At 69.2% G+C, this 19,645-nt stretch carries 20 protein-coding genes and 1 riboswitch; of the genes, 17 read left to right on the top strand and 3 right to left on the bottom strand.

What is annotated here, in order from left to right; all coding sequences use genetic code 11:
* The first annotated feature begins 31 nt into the window (after positions 1-31).
* From HUN08_RS05930 to HUN08_RS05895, 8 genes are all read left to right on the top strand, one after another.
* Positions 32-1,654: an acyl-CoA carboxylase subunit beta gene (locus tag HUN08_RS05930; protein ID WP_124247995.1), complete on the top strand. Its 1,623-nt coding sequence runs from the start codon at positions 32-34 to the stop codon at positions 1,652-1,654.
* Positions 1,651-1,899, top strand: a complete 249-nt coding sequence (locus HUN08_RS05925) for an acyl-CoA carboxylase epsilon subunit (RefSeq protein WP_124247996.1) — start codon at positions 1,651-1,653, stop codon at positions 1,897-1,899. The genes HUN08_RS05930 and HUN08_RS05925 overlap by 4 nt, the downstream gene beginning before the upstream one ends.
* A complete protein-coding gene (locus HUN08_RS05920) occupies positions 1,896-2,531 on the top strand; it encodes a nucleoside triphosphate pyrophosphatase (RefSeq protein WP_124247997.1) in 636 nt (211 codons plus the stop codon). The genes HUN08_RS05925 and HUN08_RS05920 overlap by 4 nt, the downstream gene beginning before the upstream one ends.
* Before the next feature lie 37 nt (positions 2,532-2,568).
* Entirely contained in the window at positions 2,569-3,468 is a 900-nt protein-coding gene (locus tag HUN08_RS05915) for a sulfurtransferase (RefSeq protein WP_124247998.1), read from the top strand.
* A complete protein-coding gene (locus tag HUN08_RS05910; protein WP_124247999.1) occupies positions 3,465-3,887 on the top strand; it encodes a SufE family protein in 423 nt (140 codons plus the stop codon). Before HUN08_RS05915 ends, HUN08_RS05910 begins: the two co-directional genes overlap by 4 nt.
* Entirely contained in the window at positions 3,888-5,456 is a 1,569-nt protein-coding gene (locus HUN08_RS05905; RefSeq protein WP_124248000.1) for a condensation protein, read from the top strand.
* A gap of 67 nt (positions 5,457-5,523) precedes the next feature.
* Complete coding sequence (locus HUN08_RS05900) at positions 5,524-7,308, top strand: acetyl/propionyl/methylcrotonyl-CoA carboxylase subunit alpha (RefSeq protein WP_124248001.1); 1,785 nt, start codon at positions 5,524-5,526, stop codon at positions 7,306-7,308.
* Positions 7,309-7,342: 34 nt separating this feature from the next.
* On the top strand, positions 7,343-7,654 hold the full coding sequence (locus HUN08_RS05895) for a hypothetical protein (RefSeq protein ID WP_124248002.1): 312 nt from the start codon (positions 7,343-7,345) through the stop codon (positions 7,652-7,654).
* Here HUN08_RS05895 and HUN08_RS05890 read toward each other — a convergent pair.
* Positions 7,594-8,598, bottom strand: a complete 1,005-nt coding sequence (locus tag HUN08_RS05890) for a type IV toxin-antitoxin system AbiEi family antitoxin domain-containing protein (protein ID WP_124248003.1) — start codon at positions 8,596-8,598, stop codon at positions 7,594-7,596. The genes HUN08_RS05895 and HUN08_RS05890 overlap by 61 nt on opposite strands.
* Positions 8,599-8,699: 101 nt before the next feature.
* On the opposite strand from HUN08_RS05890, the gene HUN08_RS05885 reads away from it, so the two are divergent.
* The 8 genes from HUN08_RS05885 to HUN08_RS05850 all read left to right on the top strand — a co-directional run bounded on the left by HUN08_RS05885 (position 8,700) and on the right by HUN08_RS05850 (position 17,235).
* Positions 8,700-10,067 (top strand): acyltransferase, encoded by a 1,368-nt coding sequence (locus HUN08_RS05885; protein WP_301546913.1) that lies wholly within the window; start codon positions 8,700-8,702, stop codon positions 10,065-10,067.
* A gap of 30 nt (positions 10,068-10,097) precedes the next feature.
* Positions 10,098-10,484 carry a PadR family transcriptional regulator gene (locus HUN08_RS05880; protein ID WP_301546912.1) on the top strand — a complete coding sequence of 129 codons (387 nt, stop codon included), beginning with the start codon at positions 10,098-10,100 and terminating at the stop codon, positions 10,482-10,484.
* A complete protein-coding gene (locus tag HUN08_RS05875; protein ID WP_124248004.1) occupies positions 10,474-11,394 on the top strand; it encodes a hypothetical protein in 921 nt (306 codons plus the stop codon). Before HUN08_RS05880 ends, HUN08_RS05875 begins: the two co-directional genes overlap by 11 nt.
* 150 nt (positions 11,395-11,544) lie before the next feature.
* Positions 11,545-12,549 carry an ATP-binding cassette domain-containing protein gene (locus tag HUN08_RS05870; protein WP_124248005.1) on the top strand — a complete coding sequence of 335 codons (1,005 nt, stop codon included), beginning with the start codon at positions 11,545-11,547 and terminating at the stop codon, positions 12,547-12,549.
* Entirely contained in the window at positions 12,549-13,337 is a 789-nt protein-coding gene (locus HUN08_RS05865) for an ABC transporter permease (protein ID WP_124248021.1), read from the top strand. The genes HUN08_RS05870 and HUN08_RS05865 overlap by 1 nt, the downstream gene beginning before the upstream one ends.
* A gap of 170 nt (positions 13,338-13,507) precedes the next feature.
* Positions 13,508-13,708: riboswitch (cobalamin riboswitch) on the top strand.
* 161 nt (positions 13,709-13,869) lie between these two features.
* Positions 13,870-16,191: a 5-methyltetrahydropteroyltriglutamate--homocysteine S-methyltransferase gene (gene metE / locus HUN08_RS05860; RefSeq protein ID WP_124248006.1), complete on the top strand. Its 2,322-nt coding sequence runs from the start codon at positions 13,870-13,872 to the stop codon at positions 16,189-16,191.
* 175 nt (positions 16,192-16,366) lie between these two features.
* Positions 16,367-16,798: a hypothetical protein gene (locus HUN08_RS05855; protein ID WP_124248007.1), complete on the top strand. Its 432-nt coding sequence runs from the start codon at positions 16,367-16,369 to the stop codon at positions 16,796-16,798.
* A 38-nt stretch (positions 16,799-16,836) separates the two neighbouring features.
* Positions 16,837-17,235 (top strand): hypothetical protein, encoded by a 399-nt coding sequence (locus tag HUN08_RS05850; protein WP_124248008.1) that lies wholly within the window; start codon positions 16,837-16,839, stop codon positions 17,233-17,235.
* 34 nt (positions 17,236-17,269) lie between these two features.
* Here HUN08_RS05850 and HUN08_RS05845 read toward each other — a convergent pair whose 3' ends face one another.
* Positions 17,270-17,956, bottom strand: a complete 687-nt coding sequence (locus tag HUN08_RS05845; RefSeq protein WP_174900881.1) for a DUF222 domain-containing protein — start codon at positions 17,954-17,956, stop codon at positions 17,270-17,272.
* Entirely contained in the window at positions 17,914-18,948 is a 1,035-nt protein-coding gene (locus HUN08_RS05840; RefSeq protein ID WP_174900880.1) for a DUF222 domain-containing protein, read from the bottom strand. The genes HUN08_RS05845 and HUN08_RS05840 overlap by 43 nt, the downstream gene beginning before the upstream one ends.
* A gap of 220 nt (positions 18,949-19,168) precedes the next feature.
* Here HUN08_RS05840 and HUN08_RS05835 point away from each other — a divergent pair, with 220 nt between their 5' ends.
* Positions 19,169-19,591, top strand: coding sequence for a hypothetical protein (locus tag HUN08_RS05835; protein WP_124248102.1), 423 nt, complete (start codon positions 19,169-19,171; stop codon positions 19,589-19,591).
* The last annotated feature ends 54 nt before the right edge of the window (positions 19,592-19,645 follow it).

Below are 19,645 nucleotides of genomic sequence, written 5' to 3'. Positions count from 1 at the left end.
GGGGAGCCGCCCCTGGTTAGCATCAATCCCCATGACCTCCGCATCGAAGGACTCGTCGGAACTCGACATCCACACCACGGCCGGCAAGCTCGCCGATCTGCGAAATCGACTCGACGAGGCCAAGCACCCGGTCGGCGAGGCGGCGATCGAGAAGGTCCACGCCAAGAACAAGCTGACCGCCCGCGAGCGCATCACCCATCTGCTCGACGAGGGATCCTTCGTCGAGATCGACGCCTTGGCGCGGCACCGCTCCACGAACTTCGGGCTCGGCGAGAACCGGCCGCTCGGCGACGGAGTCGTGACCGGGTACGGCACCATCGACGGCCGCGAGGTCTGCGTCTTCTCGCAGGACTTCACCGTCTTCGGCGGCAGCCTCGGCGAGGTGTACGGGGAGAAGATCTGCAAGGTCATGGACCTGGCCCTCAAGACGGGCCGCCCGCTGATCGGCATCAACGACGGCGCCGGCGCCCGCATCCAGGAGGGCGTCGTCTCACTCGCCCTCTACGCGGAGATCTTCCACCGCAACGTCCGCAGTTCCGGCGTCATCCCGCAGATCTCGGTCATCATGGGCGCCGCGGCCGGCGGGCACGTCTACTCCCCCGCGCTCACCGACTTCGTCGTCATGGTCGACAAGACCAGCCAGATGTTCGTCACCGGCCCCGACGTCATCAAGACCGTCACCGGCGAGGACGTCACGATGGAGGACCTCGGCGGCGCCCACACGCATATGGTCCGCTCCGGCGTCGCGCACTACGTGGCCCCCGACGAGGAGGACGCGCTCGAGTACGTCAAGGAACTGCTGTCCTACCTGCCGAGCAACAACCGCGCCGAGCCGCCGCGGCTGCCCGTCGACGTGGCCAGCGGGTCCATCGAGGAGAACCTCACCCCCGAGGACCTCGAACTGGACACCCTGATCCCCGACTCTGCCAACCAGCCCTACGACATGCACGAGGTCATCCGCCGCATCCTCGACGACGACGAATTCCTCGAGGTCCAGGCCGAGCGGGCGATGAACGTCGTCATCGGCTTCGGCCGCGTCGACGGGATGAGCGTCGGCATCGTCGCCAACCAGCCGACCCAGTTCGCCGGCTGCCTCGACATCGACGCGTCGGAGAAGGCCGCCCGGTTCGTGCGCACCTGCGACGCCTTCAACGTGCCGATCATCACCCTCGTCGACGTCCCCGGCTTCCTGCCCGGCACCGACCAGGAATACAACGGCATCATCCGCCGCGGCGCGAAGCTGCTCTACGCCTACGGCGAGGCGACGGTCGGCAAAATCACCGTCATCACGCGCAAGGCCTACGGCGGCGCCTACGACGTCATGGGCTCCAAGCACATGGGTGCCGACGTGAACCTGGCGTGGCCCACCGCGCAGATCGCCGTGATGGGCGCCTCCGGGGCCGTCGGCTTCGTCTACCGCAAGGAGATCAAGGCGGCGCAGGAGAACGGCGACGACGTCGACGCCCTGATGCTGAAGCTGCAGGAGGAGTACGAGGACACCCTCGTCAACCCGTACGTCGCCGCCGAGCGCGGCTACGTCGACGCGGTCATCCCGCCGAGCCACACCCGCGGTCAGATCGCCTCCGCGCTGCGACTGCTGCAGCGCAAGATGGTCGTCACCCCGCCCCGCAAGCACGGGAACATCCCGCTGTGACCGGGCGCGACGGCGACGCCGAGAAGGGCACCGGGGCGGATGCCACCAAGGCCCCCCTGCTCCGCGTCGTGAAGGGCAACCCCACTCCGGCACAGGTGGCCGCGATCACCGCGGTGGTCGTCGCCAAGGCCGCCGAATCGGGTGGCGAGACCGCCGCCGAGCCGGGCAACGAGTGGGGCCGCCCGGTCGACCGCATGCGCCCGCACTGGGGCAGCCCGACCGGCTTCTACAAACAACTCTGGTGACCAGCACCGACTTCGTCCTCGGGTCGGCGTCACCCGCGCGCCTGCGCGTCCTGCAACAGGCCGGTATTGACCCACGGGTCCTGGTCGCCGACGTCGACGAGGACGGCCTCGTCGCCGAGCTGGCCGCCTCCCCGCCCGCGGACATCGTGACGCGGCTGGCGGTCGCCAAGGCCGACGCACTGGTGCCCCGCGTCGGCGACGGCGACGACGTCGTCCTGGTGACCTGCGATTCGATGCTGCACATCGGCGGCGAACTGGTCGGCAAACCCCACACCCCGGAGGTGGCGCGGCAGCGCTGGACCCGGATGTCCGGGCAGTCCGCGATGCTCCTCACCGGTCACTGCGTCACGCGCATCCGCCGCGGCGAACCGATCGCGCGGGCCACCGACAGCGCCGCCACCGAGATCCGGTTCGCCACCGTCGACGCGGCGGCCGTCGACGCCTACGTCGCGACCGGCGAACCGCTCGCCGTCGCGGGGGCGTTCACCCTCGACGGTCTCGGCGGATGGTTCGTCGACGGCATCGACGGCGACCCCTCGTCGGTCATCGGTATCAGCCTGCCGCTGACGCGCCGCCTCCTGGCACGAGTCGACGTGGATGTCACCACGCTGTGGTCCGCGCAGGCGCGGTAGTCTCGGCAGCATCCCCCTGCGACGAAAGGGTCCCACCATGGGCGTTGAACTCGATCCGAATCCGGCGTTTGCCGACTACGCGCACCCGGAACGGCTCGTGAGCACCGCGTGGCTGGCCTCCCACCTCGGCACGCCGGGTCTCAAGGTCGTCGAGTCCGACGAGGACGTCCTGCTCTATGACATCGGCCACATCCCGACGGCCCAGAAGATCGACTGGCACCTGCACCTCAACGATCCGGTCACGCGCGATTACATCGACGGCGAGGCCTTCGCCGAGCTGATGCGGTCCAAGGGCATCAGCCGCGACGACACCGTCGTCATCTACGGCGACAAGAGCAACTGGTGGGCCGCCTACGCCCTGTGGGTGTTCACCCTGTTCGGCCACCCCGACGTCCGCCTGCTCGACGGCGGGCGGGACGCGTGGTTCGCCGAGGACCGCGACTCCTCGTTCGACGTACCGGATTACCCGCGCAGCGACTACCCGGTGGTGCCGCGAGACGACACCAAGATCCGCGCCTACGCCGACCAGGTCGTCGCGGCGCTGGGCCACGAGCCGCTGATCGACGTGCGGTCGCCGCAGGAGTATACCGGCGAGCGCACCCACATGCCCGACTACCCGGAGGAGGGCGCCCTGCGCGGCGGCCACATCCCCACCGCGGTGTCGATCCCGTGGGCCAAGGCCGCCGCCCCGGACGGCCGCTTCCGCTCGCGCGCCGAACTCGAGGAGATCTACGCCGGGTTCAGCCCCACCTCCCCGACCATCGCGTACTGCCGGATCGGTGAGCGCTCCAGCCACACGTGGTTCGTCCTGACCCATCTCCTCGGCTTCGACAAGGTGCGCAACTACGACGGCTCCTGGACCGAGTGGGGCAACCGGGTGCGAGTGCCGATCATCGTCGGCGACGAGCCCGGGAGCGCGCCGGGCGACCGGCCGTGACCGGACTGCCCGCCCCGCTGGCCGAGATCGTCGACGATTTCGCCGCGCTGTCCGACGCCGACAAGACGACGCTGCTGCTCGAGTTCGCCGACGAGTTGCCGCCGCTGCCCGCCCAGCTGGAACCGGAGTCGATGGAGCCGGTGCCGGAGTGCCAGTCGCCCATCTTCCTGTCCGTGGACGCGTCGGACCGCGCGGCGGTGCGGCTGTACTTCAGCGCGCCGCGCGAGGCCCCGACGACCCGCGGATTCGCCGCGATCCTGCACCAGGGACTCGACGGGCAGCCCGCCGAGGTCATCGCCGCGGTCCCCGCCGACTTCGGCCACGAACTCGGACTCGACTCGGTGGTGTCACCGCTGCGGCTGCGCGGCCTGGCCGGCATGCTGGCCCGGATCAAGGCGGCCATCGCGCGAAGCGGGTAGATGGACTTCCTCCAGATCCTCGACCTGCCCATCGAGCCGGGCGGACTGGTCGAGTGGACCCCGGTGCTCGACGGTCGAAAAGGGTTGCGCCTGGACCCGCGACCCACGTCGTTCAATCATGAGCAGCACCTCTCCGACGCCCTGGCCTACCAGGCGCAGACGGGCCACACCGGTGGCCGCGAATCCTGGTTGGGCCTGTCGATCGAGTTCGACGAGCCGTTGTCGATCCCGGCGATCCGCGCGGCGCTGACCGCCTGGATCGACCGGCACGAGGTGCTGCGCACGCATGTCGTGGAGGCCGACGACTCCGACGCCGGCGCCGCACCCGAAGTCGGCGCGCAGCGGTTCCGCCGGTTCTCGGCCGAGCCCGGGGCCGTGTCGGTCAAGATGAGCCGCGTCGGCTGGTACCACGACCCGACGCTGCTGCTCGACCAGATCGCCGGCTGGTTCGACCGCAGCACCGCGCCGGTGCGCTGGCCCGCCTACTGCTTCGCGACCGTCGGCCGCGAGGACTCCTTCACCCTGTTGTTCGCCGGCGACCACTCCCTGCTCGACGGCTACTCCCTCATCGCCGCGGTGCCGGAACTGCGCGCCCTGTACCGTCAAGCCGTCGTCGCGGCCGGCCGACCGGCACGCGGTCATGCGCCGCCGCTGCTCCCCGCCGAGAGCATCGGCAGCTACGTCGATTTCAGCGCCGCCGAGCGCGCCGCCGCCGAACAGTCCCGCGCCACCGACCCCGCCGTGGACACCTGGGCGGAGTTCCTCGCCGACGGGATGCCCCGCTACCCGACCGTGGCCGGATCGGCCGCGGCCAGCCCAACCGCGTCCGCCGCCGCCGGCCACCCCACCGCCCGGGAGAACGACCGGCGTGCCGAGCAGCCGCGCGGATTCGCCGTCGGCGGCTACGCGGAGGGGTCCGAGGCGGCCGCCGACGCGACACCCCAGATCTCCTATTACGCGCTGCTCGCCGACGACGACACCGCCAACGAGTTCACCGCCGTCTGCTCCGGCGCGGGGGCCACGCTGTTCGCCGGCGTCATGGCCTCCTTGGCGTATGCGGCCCACCGACGGACGGGGGTGCGGCGATTCCGCGCCATCCTGCCCCGCCACACCCGCCACGAACCGCGGTGGCTGGCCGCGGTCGGCTGGTTCGTCACGCTGTCCCCCTTCGATCTCGAGGTGTCCGGGGCGGAGTCGTTCACCGAACTCGCCGTCCGCGCCTCCGCCGAACTGCGGCGCGGGCGGGCCGCCGCCACCCAGCCCCTGCTGCGCGTCGCACAGCTCCTCGGTACCAGCGGCGCGCCGCAATTCGTCGTGTCCTTCCTCGACACGCGGTCCGCGCCGGGCGCACCGCATGACGACTCCGGCGGCGCGCGGGTCTTGCGCAGCCATCGCTACGCCGACGACGAGGTGTACCTCTGGATCAACCGCACCCCCTCCGGATTGCGGTTGTCGGCGCGGTATCCGCGTCGACTCGACGAGGACGTCCACACCTACGTCGCCGACGTCACCGCGCTCATCGCCCAGGTCGCCGAGACCAGTTCGTGGCACGCCCGGGGTCTAGTGTGAGTTGCGATACCCACGACCTCTAGAATCCGATGAGCGCATACCCGCGTCCGCAGCCACAGGAGAATCCGTGCCCCAAAACGCCACGATCACCAAGGTCCTCATCGCCAACCGCGGCGAGATCGCAGTCCGCGTCATCCGTGCCGCCCGCGACGCCGGAATCACCAGCGTCGCGGTCTATGCCGAGCCGGATGCCGACGCGTTGTTCGTCCAACTCGCCGACGAGGCGTTCGCCCTCGGCGGGCAGACCTCGGCCGAGTCGTACCTGGTTTTCGACAAGCTCCTCGACGCGGCGCGCAAGTCGGGCGCGAACGCGGTACACCCCGGCTACGGCTTCCTCTCCGAGAACGCCGACTTCGCCCAGGCGGTCATCGACGCCGGGCTGATCTGGATCGGCCCGTCGCCGCAGTCCATCCGCGACCTCGGCGACAAGGTGACCGCCCGCCACATCGCCGAGCGCGCCAAGGCGCCGATGGCCGCGGGCACCAAGGACCCGGTCAAGGACGCCGACGAGGTCGTGGCCTTCGCCAAGGAGTACGGCGTCCCGGTCGCGATCAAGGCCGCCTTCGGCGGCGGCGGGCGCGGCATGAAGGTCGCCCACACCGTCGAGGAGATCCCCGAGCTGTTCGAGTCGGCCACCCGCGAGGCGGTCGCCGCCTTCGGCCGCGGCGAATGCTTCGTCGAGCAGTACCTGGACAAGGCGCGCCACGTCGAGGCGCAGGTCATCGCCGACCAGCACGGCAACGTCGTCGTCGCCGGCACCCGCGACTGTTCGCTGCAGCGCCGCTTCCAGAAGCTCGTCGAGGAGGCGCCCGCGCCGTTCCTGACCGACGACCAGCGCGCCCGCATCCACTCGTCGGCCAAGGCCATCTGCAAGGAAGCCGGTTACTACGGCGCCGGCACCGTCGAGTACCTGGTGCAGGGCGACACCGTCTCGTTCCTCGAGGTCAACACGCGACTCCAGGTCGAGCACCCGGTCACCGAGGAGACCGCGGGCATCGACCTGGTGCGCCAGCAGTTCCGTATCGCCGAGGGCCAGAAGCTCTCCATCACCGAGGACCCGACCCCGCGCGGTCACTCCTTCGAGTTCCGCATCAACGGCGAGGACGCCGGCCGCGGCTTCCTGCCCGCCCCCGGGCCGATCACCGTCTACCGCGAGCCCTCCGGCCCGGGTGTGCGCGTCGATTCCGGTGTGCGTCAGGGCGACGTCATCGGGGGCCAGTTCGACTCGATGCTCGCCAAGCTGATCGTGACCGGCGAGAACCGCCAGCAGGCCCTGGAGCGGGCGCGCCGCGCCCTCGACGAGTTCGAGGTCGACGGATTGGCGACGGTCATCCCGTTCCACCGCCACATCGTGAGCAACCCGGCCTTCATCGGCGACGGCGAGAAGTTCGACGTCTACACCAAGTGGATCGAGACCGACTGGGACAACCCGATCGAGGCCTACGGCGCCGCCGCCGCGATCGACGGCGACGAGTCTCTGCCGCGCCAGAACGTCGTCGTCGAGATCGACGGCCGCCGTGTGGAGGTTTCGCTGCCCGGTGACCTCGCGATCGGCGGAAACGGCGGCGGCGGGAACGGCGCCGTGCGCCGCAAGCCGAAGGCGCGCACCCGCACCAAGGGCGGTGGCGCCGCCGCTTCGGGCGACGCGATCGCCGCACCGATGCAGGGCACCGTGGTCAAGGTGGCCGTGGACGAAGGCCAGGAGGTCGCCGAGGGTGATCTCGTCGTCGTCCTCGAGGCCATGAAGATGGAGAACCCGGTGAACGCGCACAAGTCCGGCACGATCACCGGACTGGCCGTCGCCGCCGGCGATGCCGTCACCCAGGGCACCGTGCTGCTCGAGATCAAGTAGCCCCGGCACCGGAGCACGCAACCGCAACCGCCCGATGGAAGCCGTCGAGATCAACGCCGGGGCGTGGTACCTGCGCGCCCTGCGCGACGACGACCGGGTCAGCGACGTACCCGCACTCGCCGACCTCGGCATCGACGACCCGGCCGCGTTCGTGGCCGGCGCGGATGCGGGCTGGGCGAGCGAGACCCGCTTCACCTGGGCGGTCTGCGAACCGACGACCGGCGAGTTGCTGTCGTTGATCACCGCCGACGCCGGTGGGCCACCGGTGGGCCAGTTCCGCAGCGGTCAGCAGCGCAGCCTCGACGACGCGCTGCCCGTTGTCGAGCGCTTCCTGCAGTCGCTCTGATCCACCGCGCGGACCGCCTCCCCGACACGCCGCGATCGGCCGGCCCCGAGTCGGCGCAGCCAATGGCCGCAGGACAGCGCGATGTCTCTGCGCTCCAAGTCGGTCCACGTCCAGCGCAGCACCCGGATCCCGCGGCGGCGCAGCCCCTCGTCGCGCGCGACCGCCCGCCAGGCCGCACCCAGCCGCGTGTCCCCGCTGACGCGCACCCGCTCGTAGCGCGCGACCCCGTCGAACTCGGCGAGCAACACGTCCTCCCATTGCATATCCGGCACGGCGAGACGTGATCCGCCCACGTCGAACACCGCGCGCTTGAGCGCCGGGGCGGGCAACCCCGCGGCCAGGAGCTGGGCGCGACACCAGGACTCCCCCACCCCGTCGGCGCGGGCGGATCCGAATTTCAGGGCCGCGCGCAGGACACGGGAATTCCTCCGGCCGACGAGGCGCGCCATCGCCGCTGGGTCGGCCCCGCGCCGCAGTGCCGCGTCGAACACGGCCAGTGCCCCGGCGAACCCCATCGACGAGGAGGCGGCCACGTCGACGGCGGTGCGCTCCACCGTGGTCACCCGCTGCCCGCCGAGCTCGACCACCTCGTCGGACAACAGCAGCCCGACGTGGACACGCCGGAATTCGGACGGCGCGCGGACCGACGGCGCGCAGACCGTCAGGTGGACGTCGCGCAGATCGGGCTTGAGCATCGGCAGGCCGTGCATGATCGCCGCCGACGCGTGGCTGATCACCACGTCGTCGGAGGTCTCCACCTGCCCGAGCATGAGCCGGTGCGCCACGTCCGGCGGCACACCGCCGGCCGGGACGTAGAGCCCCGACCCGATGCGGCGCAAGTCGCCGGCCTCCACGGCGCGGTACAGGACGGTGGCGCTGAGCCCGTGTGCCAGAACGGTCTGTCGCCGCACCGCGCCGTCGGCATCGATCGGAATCGTCGTCATACCTATTGGACGCACGCGGGCCGCGAACGGTTGCAACCCCTACCGGAATTGAGTAGATCCACACATCGCCGGAACGCCCGCTACCAGCAGGATCAATATCCATGAGCCTCGATAATCTCCCCCCGTCCGTCTCCGACCGTCCCGCGCGCGGCGCGGCACCGCTGCTGCGCCGCATGTTCCCCTCTGCCGACCGTGTCGCCGCCGGCACTCCAGCCGAACGCGATCGCGCAGTCGACGTGGCCCGCATCGTCAGCTTGCTCGTGGTCATGTTCGGTCACTGCACCTTCGTCCTGGCGACCATCACGGCTTCGCACCTGCAGGTCGGCAATCTCCTCGGCACCATGCCCGCCCTACAGCCGTTGACGTGGGTGCTGCAGATCATGCCGCTGTTCTTCCTCGCCGGCGCCGCCTCGGCCGCCTATGGCCTCGACCGCCCCGGCGCCGACCAGCCGTGGGGAGCCTGGTTGTTCTCCCGGTCGCAACGCCTGGCCCGGCCGGTGTTCTGGTACCTCGCCGCGTGGAGTGCGGCACTCGGCGCCACCGCCCTGATCGCCGGACCGACGACGGCCGCCCGGCTCGGTGAGCAGTGCGTCGCCCTGCTGTGGTTCATCGGCGTGTACCTCGTGATCCTCGCCTGCGTGCCGGCCGTGACGCGTCTGACGCGTCCCGGTGCCTACGCCGGTCTCGTCGTCGCCCTGCTGACGGTTGCCGCGGTGTGCGACGCCGCGCGCATCCACTACGGCGTCATCGCCTACGGCCTGCCGAACTTCCTTGCCGTGTGGCTGATCCCGGCGGTGATCGGCGTCGGCTACGCGCGTCGCGCCATCACCACGACATGGGCGCTGGGCATTGCCGCCGCCGCCCTCGCGGTGAACGCCCTCCTCGTCGTCGTCGGCCCGTACGAGGTGTCCCTCGTGGTCACCGGTGACGAGAAGCTCTCCAACGTCACCCCGCCCACACTGGTCCTCGGCTTGCACTGCGTGTGGATGAGCCTGCTCTTCGTCGCGGCCGCCGGGTCCATCCGACGGTGGGCTCAGCGCCCGCGGGTGTGGCGGTGGACCGCGATCGGCAACGGCGGCGCGATGACGCTGTACCTGTGGCATATCCCGGCCATCGTCGCGACCATCCTCGCGCTGCACGTCGTCGGCCTCGACGCCTACTCGCCCTACGGGCAGCACGACTTCTGGCTGCTGATGGCCGTGCGCGCCGGGCTGTTCGCCGGTGTGATGTCACTGCTGTTCGTGCTGCTGCTGCCCGCCGAGCACCGTCGGCTGCCGTGGTGGGACGAGGGCGTGCGCGCCACGGGTGCCCGGTCGACGGCGATGGGCGTCCTGGTCTGCCTGGCCGGCATCTCGATCCTGGTGATGGCCAAGATGAGCCTGGGCACCCCGGCCGGCTGGTGCGCGTTGCTCGGCTTCGTCGGCGCGCTCGTCGTCGCCCGGGTTCTGGGTTCGGCGCACTGTTCCTGATCTATTACTAGATCTGATACAGTAATATGGGTGAGCGGCAATCGGACACCCGAGATCGGCGGCGACGCGTTCGCCGCCGATCTGCTGCGCGGGCACACCGACACGATCGTGCTCGGCGTCCTGCGCACCACCGATCGCTACGGCTTCGAAATCCACAAGACGATTCGCGACGCCGCCGGCGGTGCCGCCGAGATCAAAGAGGCCACGTTGTACGCGACCTTCCGCCGCCTCGTGCGCGACGGCCTGGTCGAGGCCTACTGGGGTGAAGAGAGCCAGGGCGGGCGTCGCAAGTACTACCGGATCACCGATGCCGGCCGTGCGGTCTACCAGCGCAACGTCACAGCCTGGCAGGTCACCGAGCGCATCATCAACACCCTTCTCGACCTCCCCTCCCCTAGGAGCGACGATGACCATTGAGCCGACCATCCACGTGTTGTTGGACCGCGCCTTTGCCGATACTGCGATGACCCCCGACCTGCAGGACCTCAAGGAGGAGTTGCGGGCCAGTCTGATCGCTCGCAGCGCCGAACTGGAGTCCGGGGGCGCCGAGGCATCGGCTGCCGCGCAGATGGCCTTCGACGAACTCGGCGACATCCCGGCGCTGATCGACACGGTCGTCGCCGACGATCGCGGAGCAGATAACCCGGGGTCGCGCGCCGCGTCGACCTGGGCACGTCAACGGGTTCGACCGGATCAGCGGTACATCCTCCGGACGGCTCTGCTCTGCATTGCCGGGGGCGTGGCCCTCGTGGTCCTGGTGCTGGGCGCCATGCGGGTGACCGGGACCGCGCTGTGGCCGATGATCGCCGCCGCCGTGATGCTCGGAGCCGTCGTCGCCGCGGCCACCGCCGACGCGTTGCGCCAGGAGACGACGATCCACTACCCCGCGCCGCGCGATCGCGCGATCGCGTGGGGTGTCGCCAGCGGCTTGGCTGCGGCTGGATGCGCACTCGCCGCAACCTACGCGTTCCACCGCGACGTCCTCGCCCTCGCAATCGTCGCCGGCGTGTTGCTGATCGCCGGAGTCGCCGGCCTGGCGTGGTGCGGCCTCACCCAGACCAACCGCAGCAAGGCGTGGGTCCTCGAGGCGAGCCGTGACGTCGCCGGCACCGATCGGTTCACCCAGGACCCCGCCGCCGCAGCCCGGTTCGGCATCTACACGATGACCCTGGTGACCGTCGGGATCGCGGCCTTCGTCGCACTGAGCCTCGGAGTCGGCTTCCGCTGGTCATGGCTGGCCATCGTCGCAACCGTCGCCACATTCTTCCTATTGCTGGCCCGGATGAACTTTCCGGGCGGCGACGGGTCGTCGGGGCCCGTGCCCTGAGTAGTAAGCGGCGGCCCGGATGCGCCAACACCCGGACCGCCGACAACCCTGAGTCTCCCGCAAGCGGGGCTGCGTGAGCAGCGATCAAGGCCCACACCGATCGTATCGTGCAGCTCCACCGGGATGCTCCTCAACCGAAGGAGTACCACGATGGTCACCATCGCCCCCGATCGCCTCGGCATCCGAGCCGACGACCTGAGCAAGACCTATCCCGGCGCCCGCGGCGCACCACGACTGACCGCGCTCGACGGACTGAGCCTGCGCGTGCAGGCAGGAACGATCTTCGGTCTGCTCGGCCCCAACGGCGCGGGCAAGTCCACCACGGTGAAGATCCTCGCGACGCTGTCCCAAGCCGACTCGGGCCACGCCGAAGTAGCCGGGATCGACGTGGGTCGCCATCCCGAGCGGGTGCGACGCGCCATCGGCCTGGTCGCACAGAAGGCGGTCGCCGATCCGATGGCGACCGGACGCGAGAACCTCGTACTCGCCGCTCGTCTACAGGGAATGGGCAGGACCGACGCCAGAGATCGTGCAAACGAACTGCTGCAGCGGTTCTCGCTCGCCGACGCCGCCGATCGCCTGGTGAAAGGATATTCCGGCGGGATGGCCCGCAAGCTCGACGTCGCGATCGGACTCGTGCACCGTCCCCAGGTGTTGTTTCTCGACGAGCCGACGACCGGACTCGATCCCGAGGCGCGGGCCGAAATGTGGGCCGAGTTGGAAGCGATGGCGCACATCGAACAGATGACGGTGCTGTTGACGACCCACTACCTGGAGGAGGCAGATCGTCTGGCCTCACGGCTGGCAATCATCGACCACGGCCGCGTCGTCGCCGAGGGCACGCCCGAATCACTCAAGAGCGGCCTGCACGGCGATTCGGTAACCGTGGAGCTGGACGCGCAAGTCGAGCCCGCCGGAATCTCCAGAGCCCTCGCCGTCATGGCCGATCTCGACGGGATCACTGGAGTCACCCGTGAGGGCCTGGTGCTGCGTGGCCGCGCCGATGCGGGCGCCCGGGCTCTGCCACGGGTACTCACCGCCTTCGACGAGACCGGCATCCCCGTCGCGTCGGCGACCGTGGCCCGCCCGAGCCTTGACGACGTCTATCTGTGGCACACCGGCCGGAGCTTCGCCGCCGCCGAAGGAGCGCTGTGATGACCGGGCCGTCAACCGCGATCAGCCACACCCTGCTGCTCGCCGAGCGACAACTGCGCGCCTTCGTCCGGATGCCCGTCTATCTCGTGATGAATCTGGTCCAGCCGATCATCTGGCTGTTGCTCTTCGGACAGTTGTTCAAATCCGTCGTGGACATCCCAGGATTCAGCGGCGGCGACGACTACCTGGTGTTCCTGACGCCCGGCATCGTGATGATGATGGCGCTCTTCGGCAGCGCCTGGACCGGCACCTCGTATATCGACGACATGAGCCGCGGCGTGATGGACCGCTTCCTGACTTCGCCCACCAGTCGCGGGGCACTGATCGTCGCCACCCTGCTCTATCAGGCGGTCCTCACGGTCGTGCAGACGTTGGTGGTGGTCGGCGTCGCCTGGTTGGCCGGAGCGCGCTTTGCCGGAGGCATCGTCGGCCTCACCGTGCTGGTACTCGCCGCAGTCCTGTTGACCTTCGTGTTCGGCGCGTTCTCCGATGCCGTTGCACTGCTCACTCGGGAGCAGACGGCACTGATCGGCATCTCGCAGATTCTCGCGTTCCCGCTGATGTTCTTGAGTTCGGCAATCATGGATACCCGTCTAGCCCCGCGCTGGGTGTCCGACATCGCCCGGTTCAATCCGTTCGAATGGGCGGTGCGCTCAGGTCGGGAGGCCGTGCAGGCAACACCGGACTGGGCTTCGATCTGGAGCCATCTCGGGCTGCTGGCCGGGCTGTCGGTGGTTATGGCCTGCCTGGCGACACTCGCCTTCCGCGTGTACCGGCGCTCGGTGTGACGGGGCCGCGGTCGTGGACGGGTATGCGCCCACGACCGCGGCTTTGCCTTGGCTCGACGACGTGCCGACCGTCGCATCGATCGGTGCAGGATAAGATGGGGGTGCAATTGGTCCCGACGACCCGCGGGTATGAGGAGCCCCTGGCCCGCGAGTCGTCTGCCGAGTCGCCCTTCGCACGCGCCTGAATCGGCGTGTCCGCCCGGCGACGAGAGGGAATCCGGTGGGAATCCGGAACTGACCCCGCAGCGGTATATCGGAACGACCACTGTCAACGCACTGGGCCCCGGCCTGGGAAGCGACAGTCACTAGGTGTGGCGCTACGCGCCGCGCGCCGATGAGTCCGAAGACCTGCCAATTGTCCCGGGCACGCCGTGCCCGGGTGGCTCATCGCCTCGAGGATCTGGGCGCACGGGTCGACGAAACGCGCGGAAGTACCGGCTCCTGAATTCTGTGGGCGCCGCCGCCGCGCCGTCGCCCTTTTGCGCCCTGCGGGTGGTGAACCGTTGGAACCACATCAGGAGCAGCACGAGACATGTCCTCGGACACCACCCCCACCACCAACCGGGCACCCGATTTCACCGCCACCGTCGGCGGCACCGCCCGCATCGGCCCGAACCGTGAGCTGAAGCGGGCCATCGAAGGCTATTGGAAGGGCAACACCGACCGCGCGTCGCTCGAAGCGGTCGCCGCCTCGCTGCGCGGCGACACCGCCCGTTCGCTGCGCGACGCCGGATTCGACTCGATCCCGGTCAACACCTTCTCCTACTACGACCAGATGCTCGACACCGCGATCATGCTGGGCGCCCTCGCGCCGCGCTTCGCGTCGGTCGACGACGATCTGAACCGCTATTTCGCGGCCGCGCGCGGCACCGCCGAGCTGACGCCGCTGGAGATGACCAAGTGGTTCGACACGAACTACCACTACCTGGTCCCGGAGCTGTCGGCGCAGACGACCTACCGCCTCGACGCGTCGAAGGTGCTCGCCGAATGGTCCGAGGCCGCCAACCTGGGCGTCGACGCGCGTCCGGTCGTCATCGGTCCGATCACCTTCCTTGGTCTGGCGAAGTCGACTGACGAGACCGCGCCGTTCGACCGCATCGACGAGGTCGTCGAGGTCTACGAACAGCTGCTGGGCGAACTTGCCGCAGCGGGCGTCAAGTGGGTGCAGATCGACGAGCCGGTGCTGTGCACCGACATCGTCGACAACGCCGACGGCGTGGCGACCGCCGCCGAGGTCGCCGGATCGGTCTACCAGCGTCTCTCCGGCGTCTCGAACCGTCCCGCGATCTTCGTGAACACCTACTTCGGCGATCCGGGCGCACAGGTGCTGTCCGCACTCGCGCACACCGACGTCGAGGCCATCGGCGTCGACCTGGTGTACGGCAGCGCCGACACCGTCGCAGCGGTGCCCGCACTGTCGTCGAAGCTGCTGGTCGCCGGCGTCGTCAACGGCCGCAACATCTGGCGCACCGACCTCGACGCGGCGCTGGCCACCCTCGGCACGCTGCTGGGCTCGGCGCGCGCGGTGGCCGTCTCGACGTCGTGCTCGACGTTGCACGTGCCGTATTCGCTGGAGCCGGAGACCGAGCTCGACGACAACCTGCGCGGCTGGCTCGCCTTCGCCGCGGAGAAGTTCGTCGAGGTCGCGACACTCGCGACCGCGTTGAACCGCGGCCGCGACGCCGTCGCCGACCGCTTCGAAGCGAGCGCGGCCGCATTGGCCATCCGCGCCACCGATCCCCGGGTGAAGGTCGCCGCCGTCCGGGACCGCCTGACCGCAGTCACCGAGGACGAACTCGCCCGTGGCGAGAGCTCGGCCCGGCTGGCCGCCCAGCAGGAGCGGCTGAACCTGCCGCTGCTGCCGACGACGACGATCGGTTCGTACCCGCAGACCGGTGAGATCCGCAAGGCCCGTGCCGCCCTGCGCACCGGCGAGATCGACGACGCGGAGTACACCCGTCGCATGAAGGCCGAGATCGACGGCGTGATCGAGCTGCAGGAGCAGTTGGGTCTGGACGTGCTGGTGCACGGCGAGCCCGAGCGAAACGACATGGTGCAGTACTTCGCCGAGCAACTCGACGGCTTCTTCGCCACCCAGAACGGCTGGGTGCAGTCCTACGGCACCCGCTGCGTGCGCCCGCCGATCCTCTTCGGCGACGTCGTGCGTCAGACGCCGATGACCGTCGACTGGATCACCTACGCGCAGTCCAAGACCGAGAAGCCGGTCAAGGGCATGCTCACCGGCCCGGTGACGATCCTCGCGTGGTCGTTCGTCCGCGACGACCAGCCGGAGAAGGACTCGGCCAACCAGATCGCCCTGGCGATCCGCGACGAGACCGTGGACCTGGAGAAGGCCGGTATCGGCGTCATCCAGGTCGACGAGCCCGCGCTGCGCGAGTTGCTGCCGCTGCGCGACGCCGACAAGCCGGAGTACCTGCGCTGGGCGGTCGACGCCTTCCGCCTGTCGACGGCCGGCGTCGAGGACACGACCCAGATCCACACGCACCTGTGCTACTCGGAGTTCGGCGAGGTCATCGGCGCGATCGCGGATCTGGACGCCGACGTCACCTCGATCGAGGCGGCCCGCTCGGCGATGGAGGTCCTCGACGACCTCAACGCCGTCGGCTTCGCCAACGGTGTGGGCCCGGGTGTCTACGACATCCACAGCCCGCGCGTCCCGTCGACCGACGAGATCACGGCGTCGCTGCAGGCCGCGTTGAAGGCCGTGCCGGCCCAGCGGCTGTGGGTCAACCCGGACTGCGGTCTGAAGACCCGCGGCAACGAGGAGGTCACCGCGTCGCTGCGCAACATGGTCGACGCCGCGAAGGCGGTGCGCCCGGCCGCCAACGCGTAACCGCACAACGAAGTAGAACGCCCTGCACAGCACACGCTGTGCGGGGCGTTCTCGTCTCCCGCTGCCGATTCACACGCCGGTAGGCGAAACAGGTAGCGGACTACTCTACGGCGCCTCCTCGTCGGGCAATAGCGTCTGCCGTGCAGCCCTTCCCCGACACTTTCAGGAGTACCCGATGCCCGTCCTCCAACCGACCGCCACCGCGCGCCCACGCACGTTCGTCGGCTCCGTCGCGCTCGGCGCGTCCCTCTGCGCCATCGCTGCCGCGGTGGCGACATCGCCGACGGCGTCGGCGAGCATCCTCACCGTCGACATCGAGAATCCGCCGGCCGGCGGATACCTCACCGAATGCGCCTACAAGGTCACCGTTCAGGCGACGATGAACGCCCACGTCAACCTCGACGACTACTCGCCCGACGGGACGCACAAACACGTCGGCGAGGAGGTCGCGCCGGTCAACCAGACCATCGTCTTCAACTGGACCCCGAAGGTCGACGGAGCACGGAAGCTCGTCGCCAGTCAGGCCGGCACCAACTCGAAACTCTCGCTGTCGGTAACCGTCAACCGCGGCGTGAACACCGGCTCCCTGTGCCTTCCCGCGGCGTGACTCGTCGCAAATCGCCCGCCCACTCGAGAGGAAACATCATGCGAACCACCCATACCGCGGCCCGACTCGTCCTTCCGGCGCTGTTCGTCGGCGCGGCCTCCGTTATCGCCTCGCCCGGCAGCGCGACGGCCACGGTCACCAACCTGGTCGTCGCCAAGCCGTCCACCGGGAGTGCCTACGGCACCGGCTGCACCTACGACGTCAGCGCCGCCGTCGACGCCAGCGGCAACCACCCCGTCCTGGTCGAGGGCGGTGCTACCAACGACCTGGTGGTCCTGGATGTCCAGAACACCAAGGGTGCGTTGATCACCTTCAAGTGGACACCCAAGGCCGAGGGGGTCCGACTCATCGGTATCCGCCAGGACGGGAACTACAAGCTGAAGACGGTGGCGGTCAAGAAGGGAATCAACACCGGCTCGTCCTGCTTCGCCCTGTGACCGGCATTCCACGGCGGACCGGCCTACTCAATCATCAGATCTCGGTGTAGCCGAGTCTGTTGCGGAGTCGGTGTTCGGTGGGTGATCGGGGTGGGTCTGGGTCGTTGTGGTCGCCGTGTGTGTTCGCGCTGTTGGTGTCGCCTCGGGATGCGGTGTGGAGGTAGCGGGTGGTGCCTTTGCCGCCGATGGCGCGGATGTTGTTGATTGCGACGCGGGCGAGGTCGTCGGGGTGGTGGCCGAGGTTGACGCGTGGTTGACCGGCGGTGCCGTTGTGGCATCGCAGTCGCCAGGCGACTCGTCCGGCGAATGGTCCGGTGCGTTGGTAGACCGTTTCCCATTGCCGTGGGCCCGGTCCCACGCGGCGGTTGTTGGGTCCGCTGGTGGCGGTGAGTTTGTCGATGTCGGTGAGTCCGCCCAATGCCCAGTCGGGTAGGTGGTGGGCTTCGGTGGTGATGAACGGTGTTTCCGAGTCGGGGTTGCTGTCGCCGCGGTCGCGGGCGAACAGGGCGCACCGTTGCGCCAGCGTCGCGCCGCGGCGGGCCCGCCCGTAGTACAGGACTTCGCGGGTGTGGTCGGCGAATACCACCAGCGACGGATCCAACTGGGCGGCGACGTCGATCAACTCGCCGATCGGGATCAACGTGCCCGTGGTGGTCAACCCGAACCCGCAACCGGCCTTCAAATCCGCGATCGACGCGGTGACGATGAATTGGCCGCGCACCGTGCGCCCCGGCCCGCTGCCGCCCGATCCGCCGCCGGGTTCTGCGCGGTGTCGTCGCCGGTACGGGTGGTCTTCGCGGTGGGGTCGTCGGCCAGGACGTAGTCGAGGAGGGCTTCGAAGGCGTCGAGGTTGCGTTGCTCGGGGTTGCGGTCGTCCCGGGCCCGCGCCTGGGCCACGGTGTCCTTGACCGCGTCGTCGGACAGGTCCCGATCCGCCAACGCCCCTTCGACGCGGCAATCGGGGCCGTCGGCGGGATTGTTCATCCCCGGCGCGGCCCAATTGGTCAGAAACAATTCGAGCTTGGCCCGCACGATCGGCGGCAGATCCCCGGTCAGCTTCGACATCAGATCGGGGCCTTGTGGGCCCAGCGACAACCGGCGCCGCCGGGTGCGGTCGCGCTCGTCGGACAGGGTGCCATCCGGGTCGAGATAGGCCAGCAACGCGCTGCCCGCCGCACGCAACTGGAACGGCGTCAACTCGGTGGCCATCTCCGCCAAATCGGCTTCGGCCCGGGCACGGACTTCCGGCGGCAGCCGCCACGGAATCTTGCCCATGATGATGCCGATCTCGTCGACGTGTGCCCCGCCGATCAGGCCCGCGGCCACCGCCGCGGCGGTCGCCGGGAACTCCGGTTCCATCGTCTGCCCCGTCGGTGAGGTCAACCGCGCGATCTTGGCTGCGCGACGATAACGGCGGCGCGCCTCGAACCGGCCCAGCCGCAACCCCGTCGACAACCACCGCAAAGGATGGGTGAACCCCTCGCGGGTAAACGCACACCGATCGTTGATCTCGGTGAACAACTGCGCGTCGACACCCTCGATACGCCACCGCGACCGCTGCAACAACCGCGCCGTCGACACCAACTCGTCCTCAGTCAACCCAGCCCACACCGCCGACCCCAGCTTCACCGCCACCGCATCAGCCAACGCCACCAACTCCACCGGCGAATCCGGCAACCCGTCGACCAATCCGACACGACCCGTCGTACTCACCCGATTCACCCCCTCAACTGCATGAACACCCGTTCATTCGAACTAATGTTCACACTACCCGCGACGTCTGACAACCGCCGCCCGCCAGAAATCCGTACAAACTTTCAATCTCATCGAGCGGTCGTGACCAACGAGTTCGGGTAGCGCACTACTCTAAGCGGTCCCCTCCTCCGCCAATAGCGTCGAGAGTGCACCGTCCCCAAACCCGAAGGAGTTCACCATGTCCCCCACCCAACGCAGCCGTATCGTCGCAGTTATCGCCGCCGGGGCGGCGGTCTCGGCGACGACGGCAACCTTCGCCCATTCGCCGATCGCGACCGCCAACGTGGACAACATCAGTGTCGAGGCACCAGTGCTCGGCGCCTACGGCACCGGCTGTACCTACAAGATCACGATCAACGCGACACAGAACTCCACCATTGCCGTCGACGATCTCGACGCCGGAAATCCGTACGGCGGACCAAAGACCTATCTCGGTGCCTCTCCGGTCCCCTACAACCAGACGGTGGTCATGAGCTGGACGCCCAAACATGTCGGAGCCCGGTTGCTGCACGTCAGCGAAGTCAACACGGCATCGAAGAAGGACCTCAAGGTCAGCGTCAAGCAAGGCCTGGGTACCGGTTCGATGTGCCTGGCCCTCTGACCCGCGCCGGACGCGGATCGGCGTCTCCGTAGACTCAGAGACGGCCCGAGATCC

This window comes from Gordonia sp. X0973 (assembly GCF_013348785.1).
GTDB lineage: Bacteria > Actinomycetota > Actinomycetes > Mycobacteriales > Mycobacteriaceae > Gordonia.
The sequence above is the reverse complement of the archived record's forward strand: the minus strand, read 5'-3'. Positions and strand labels throughout refer to the sequence as shown.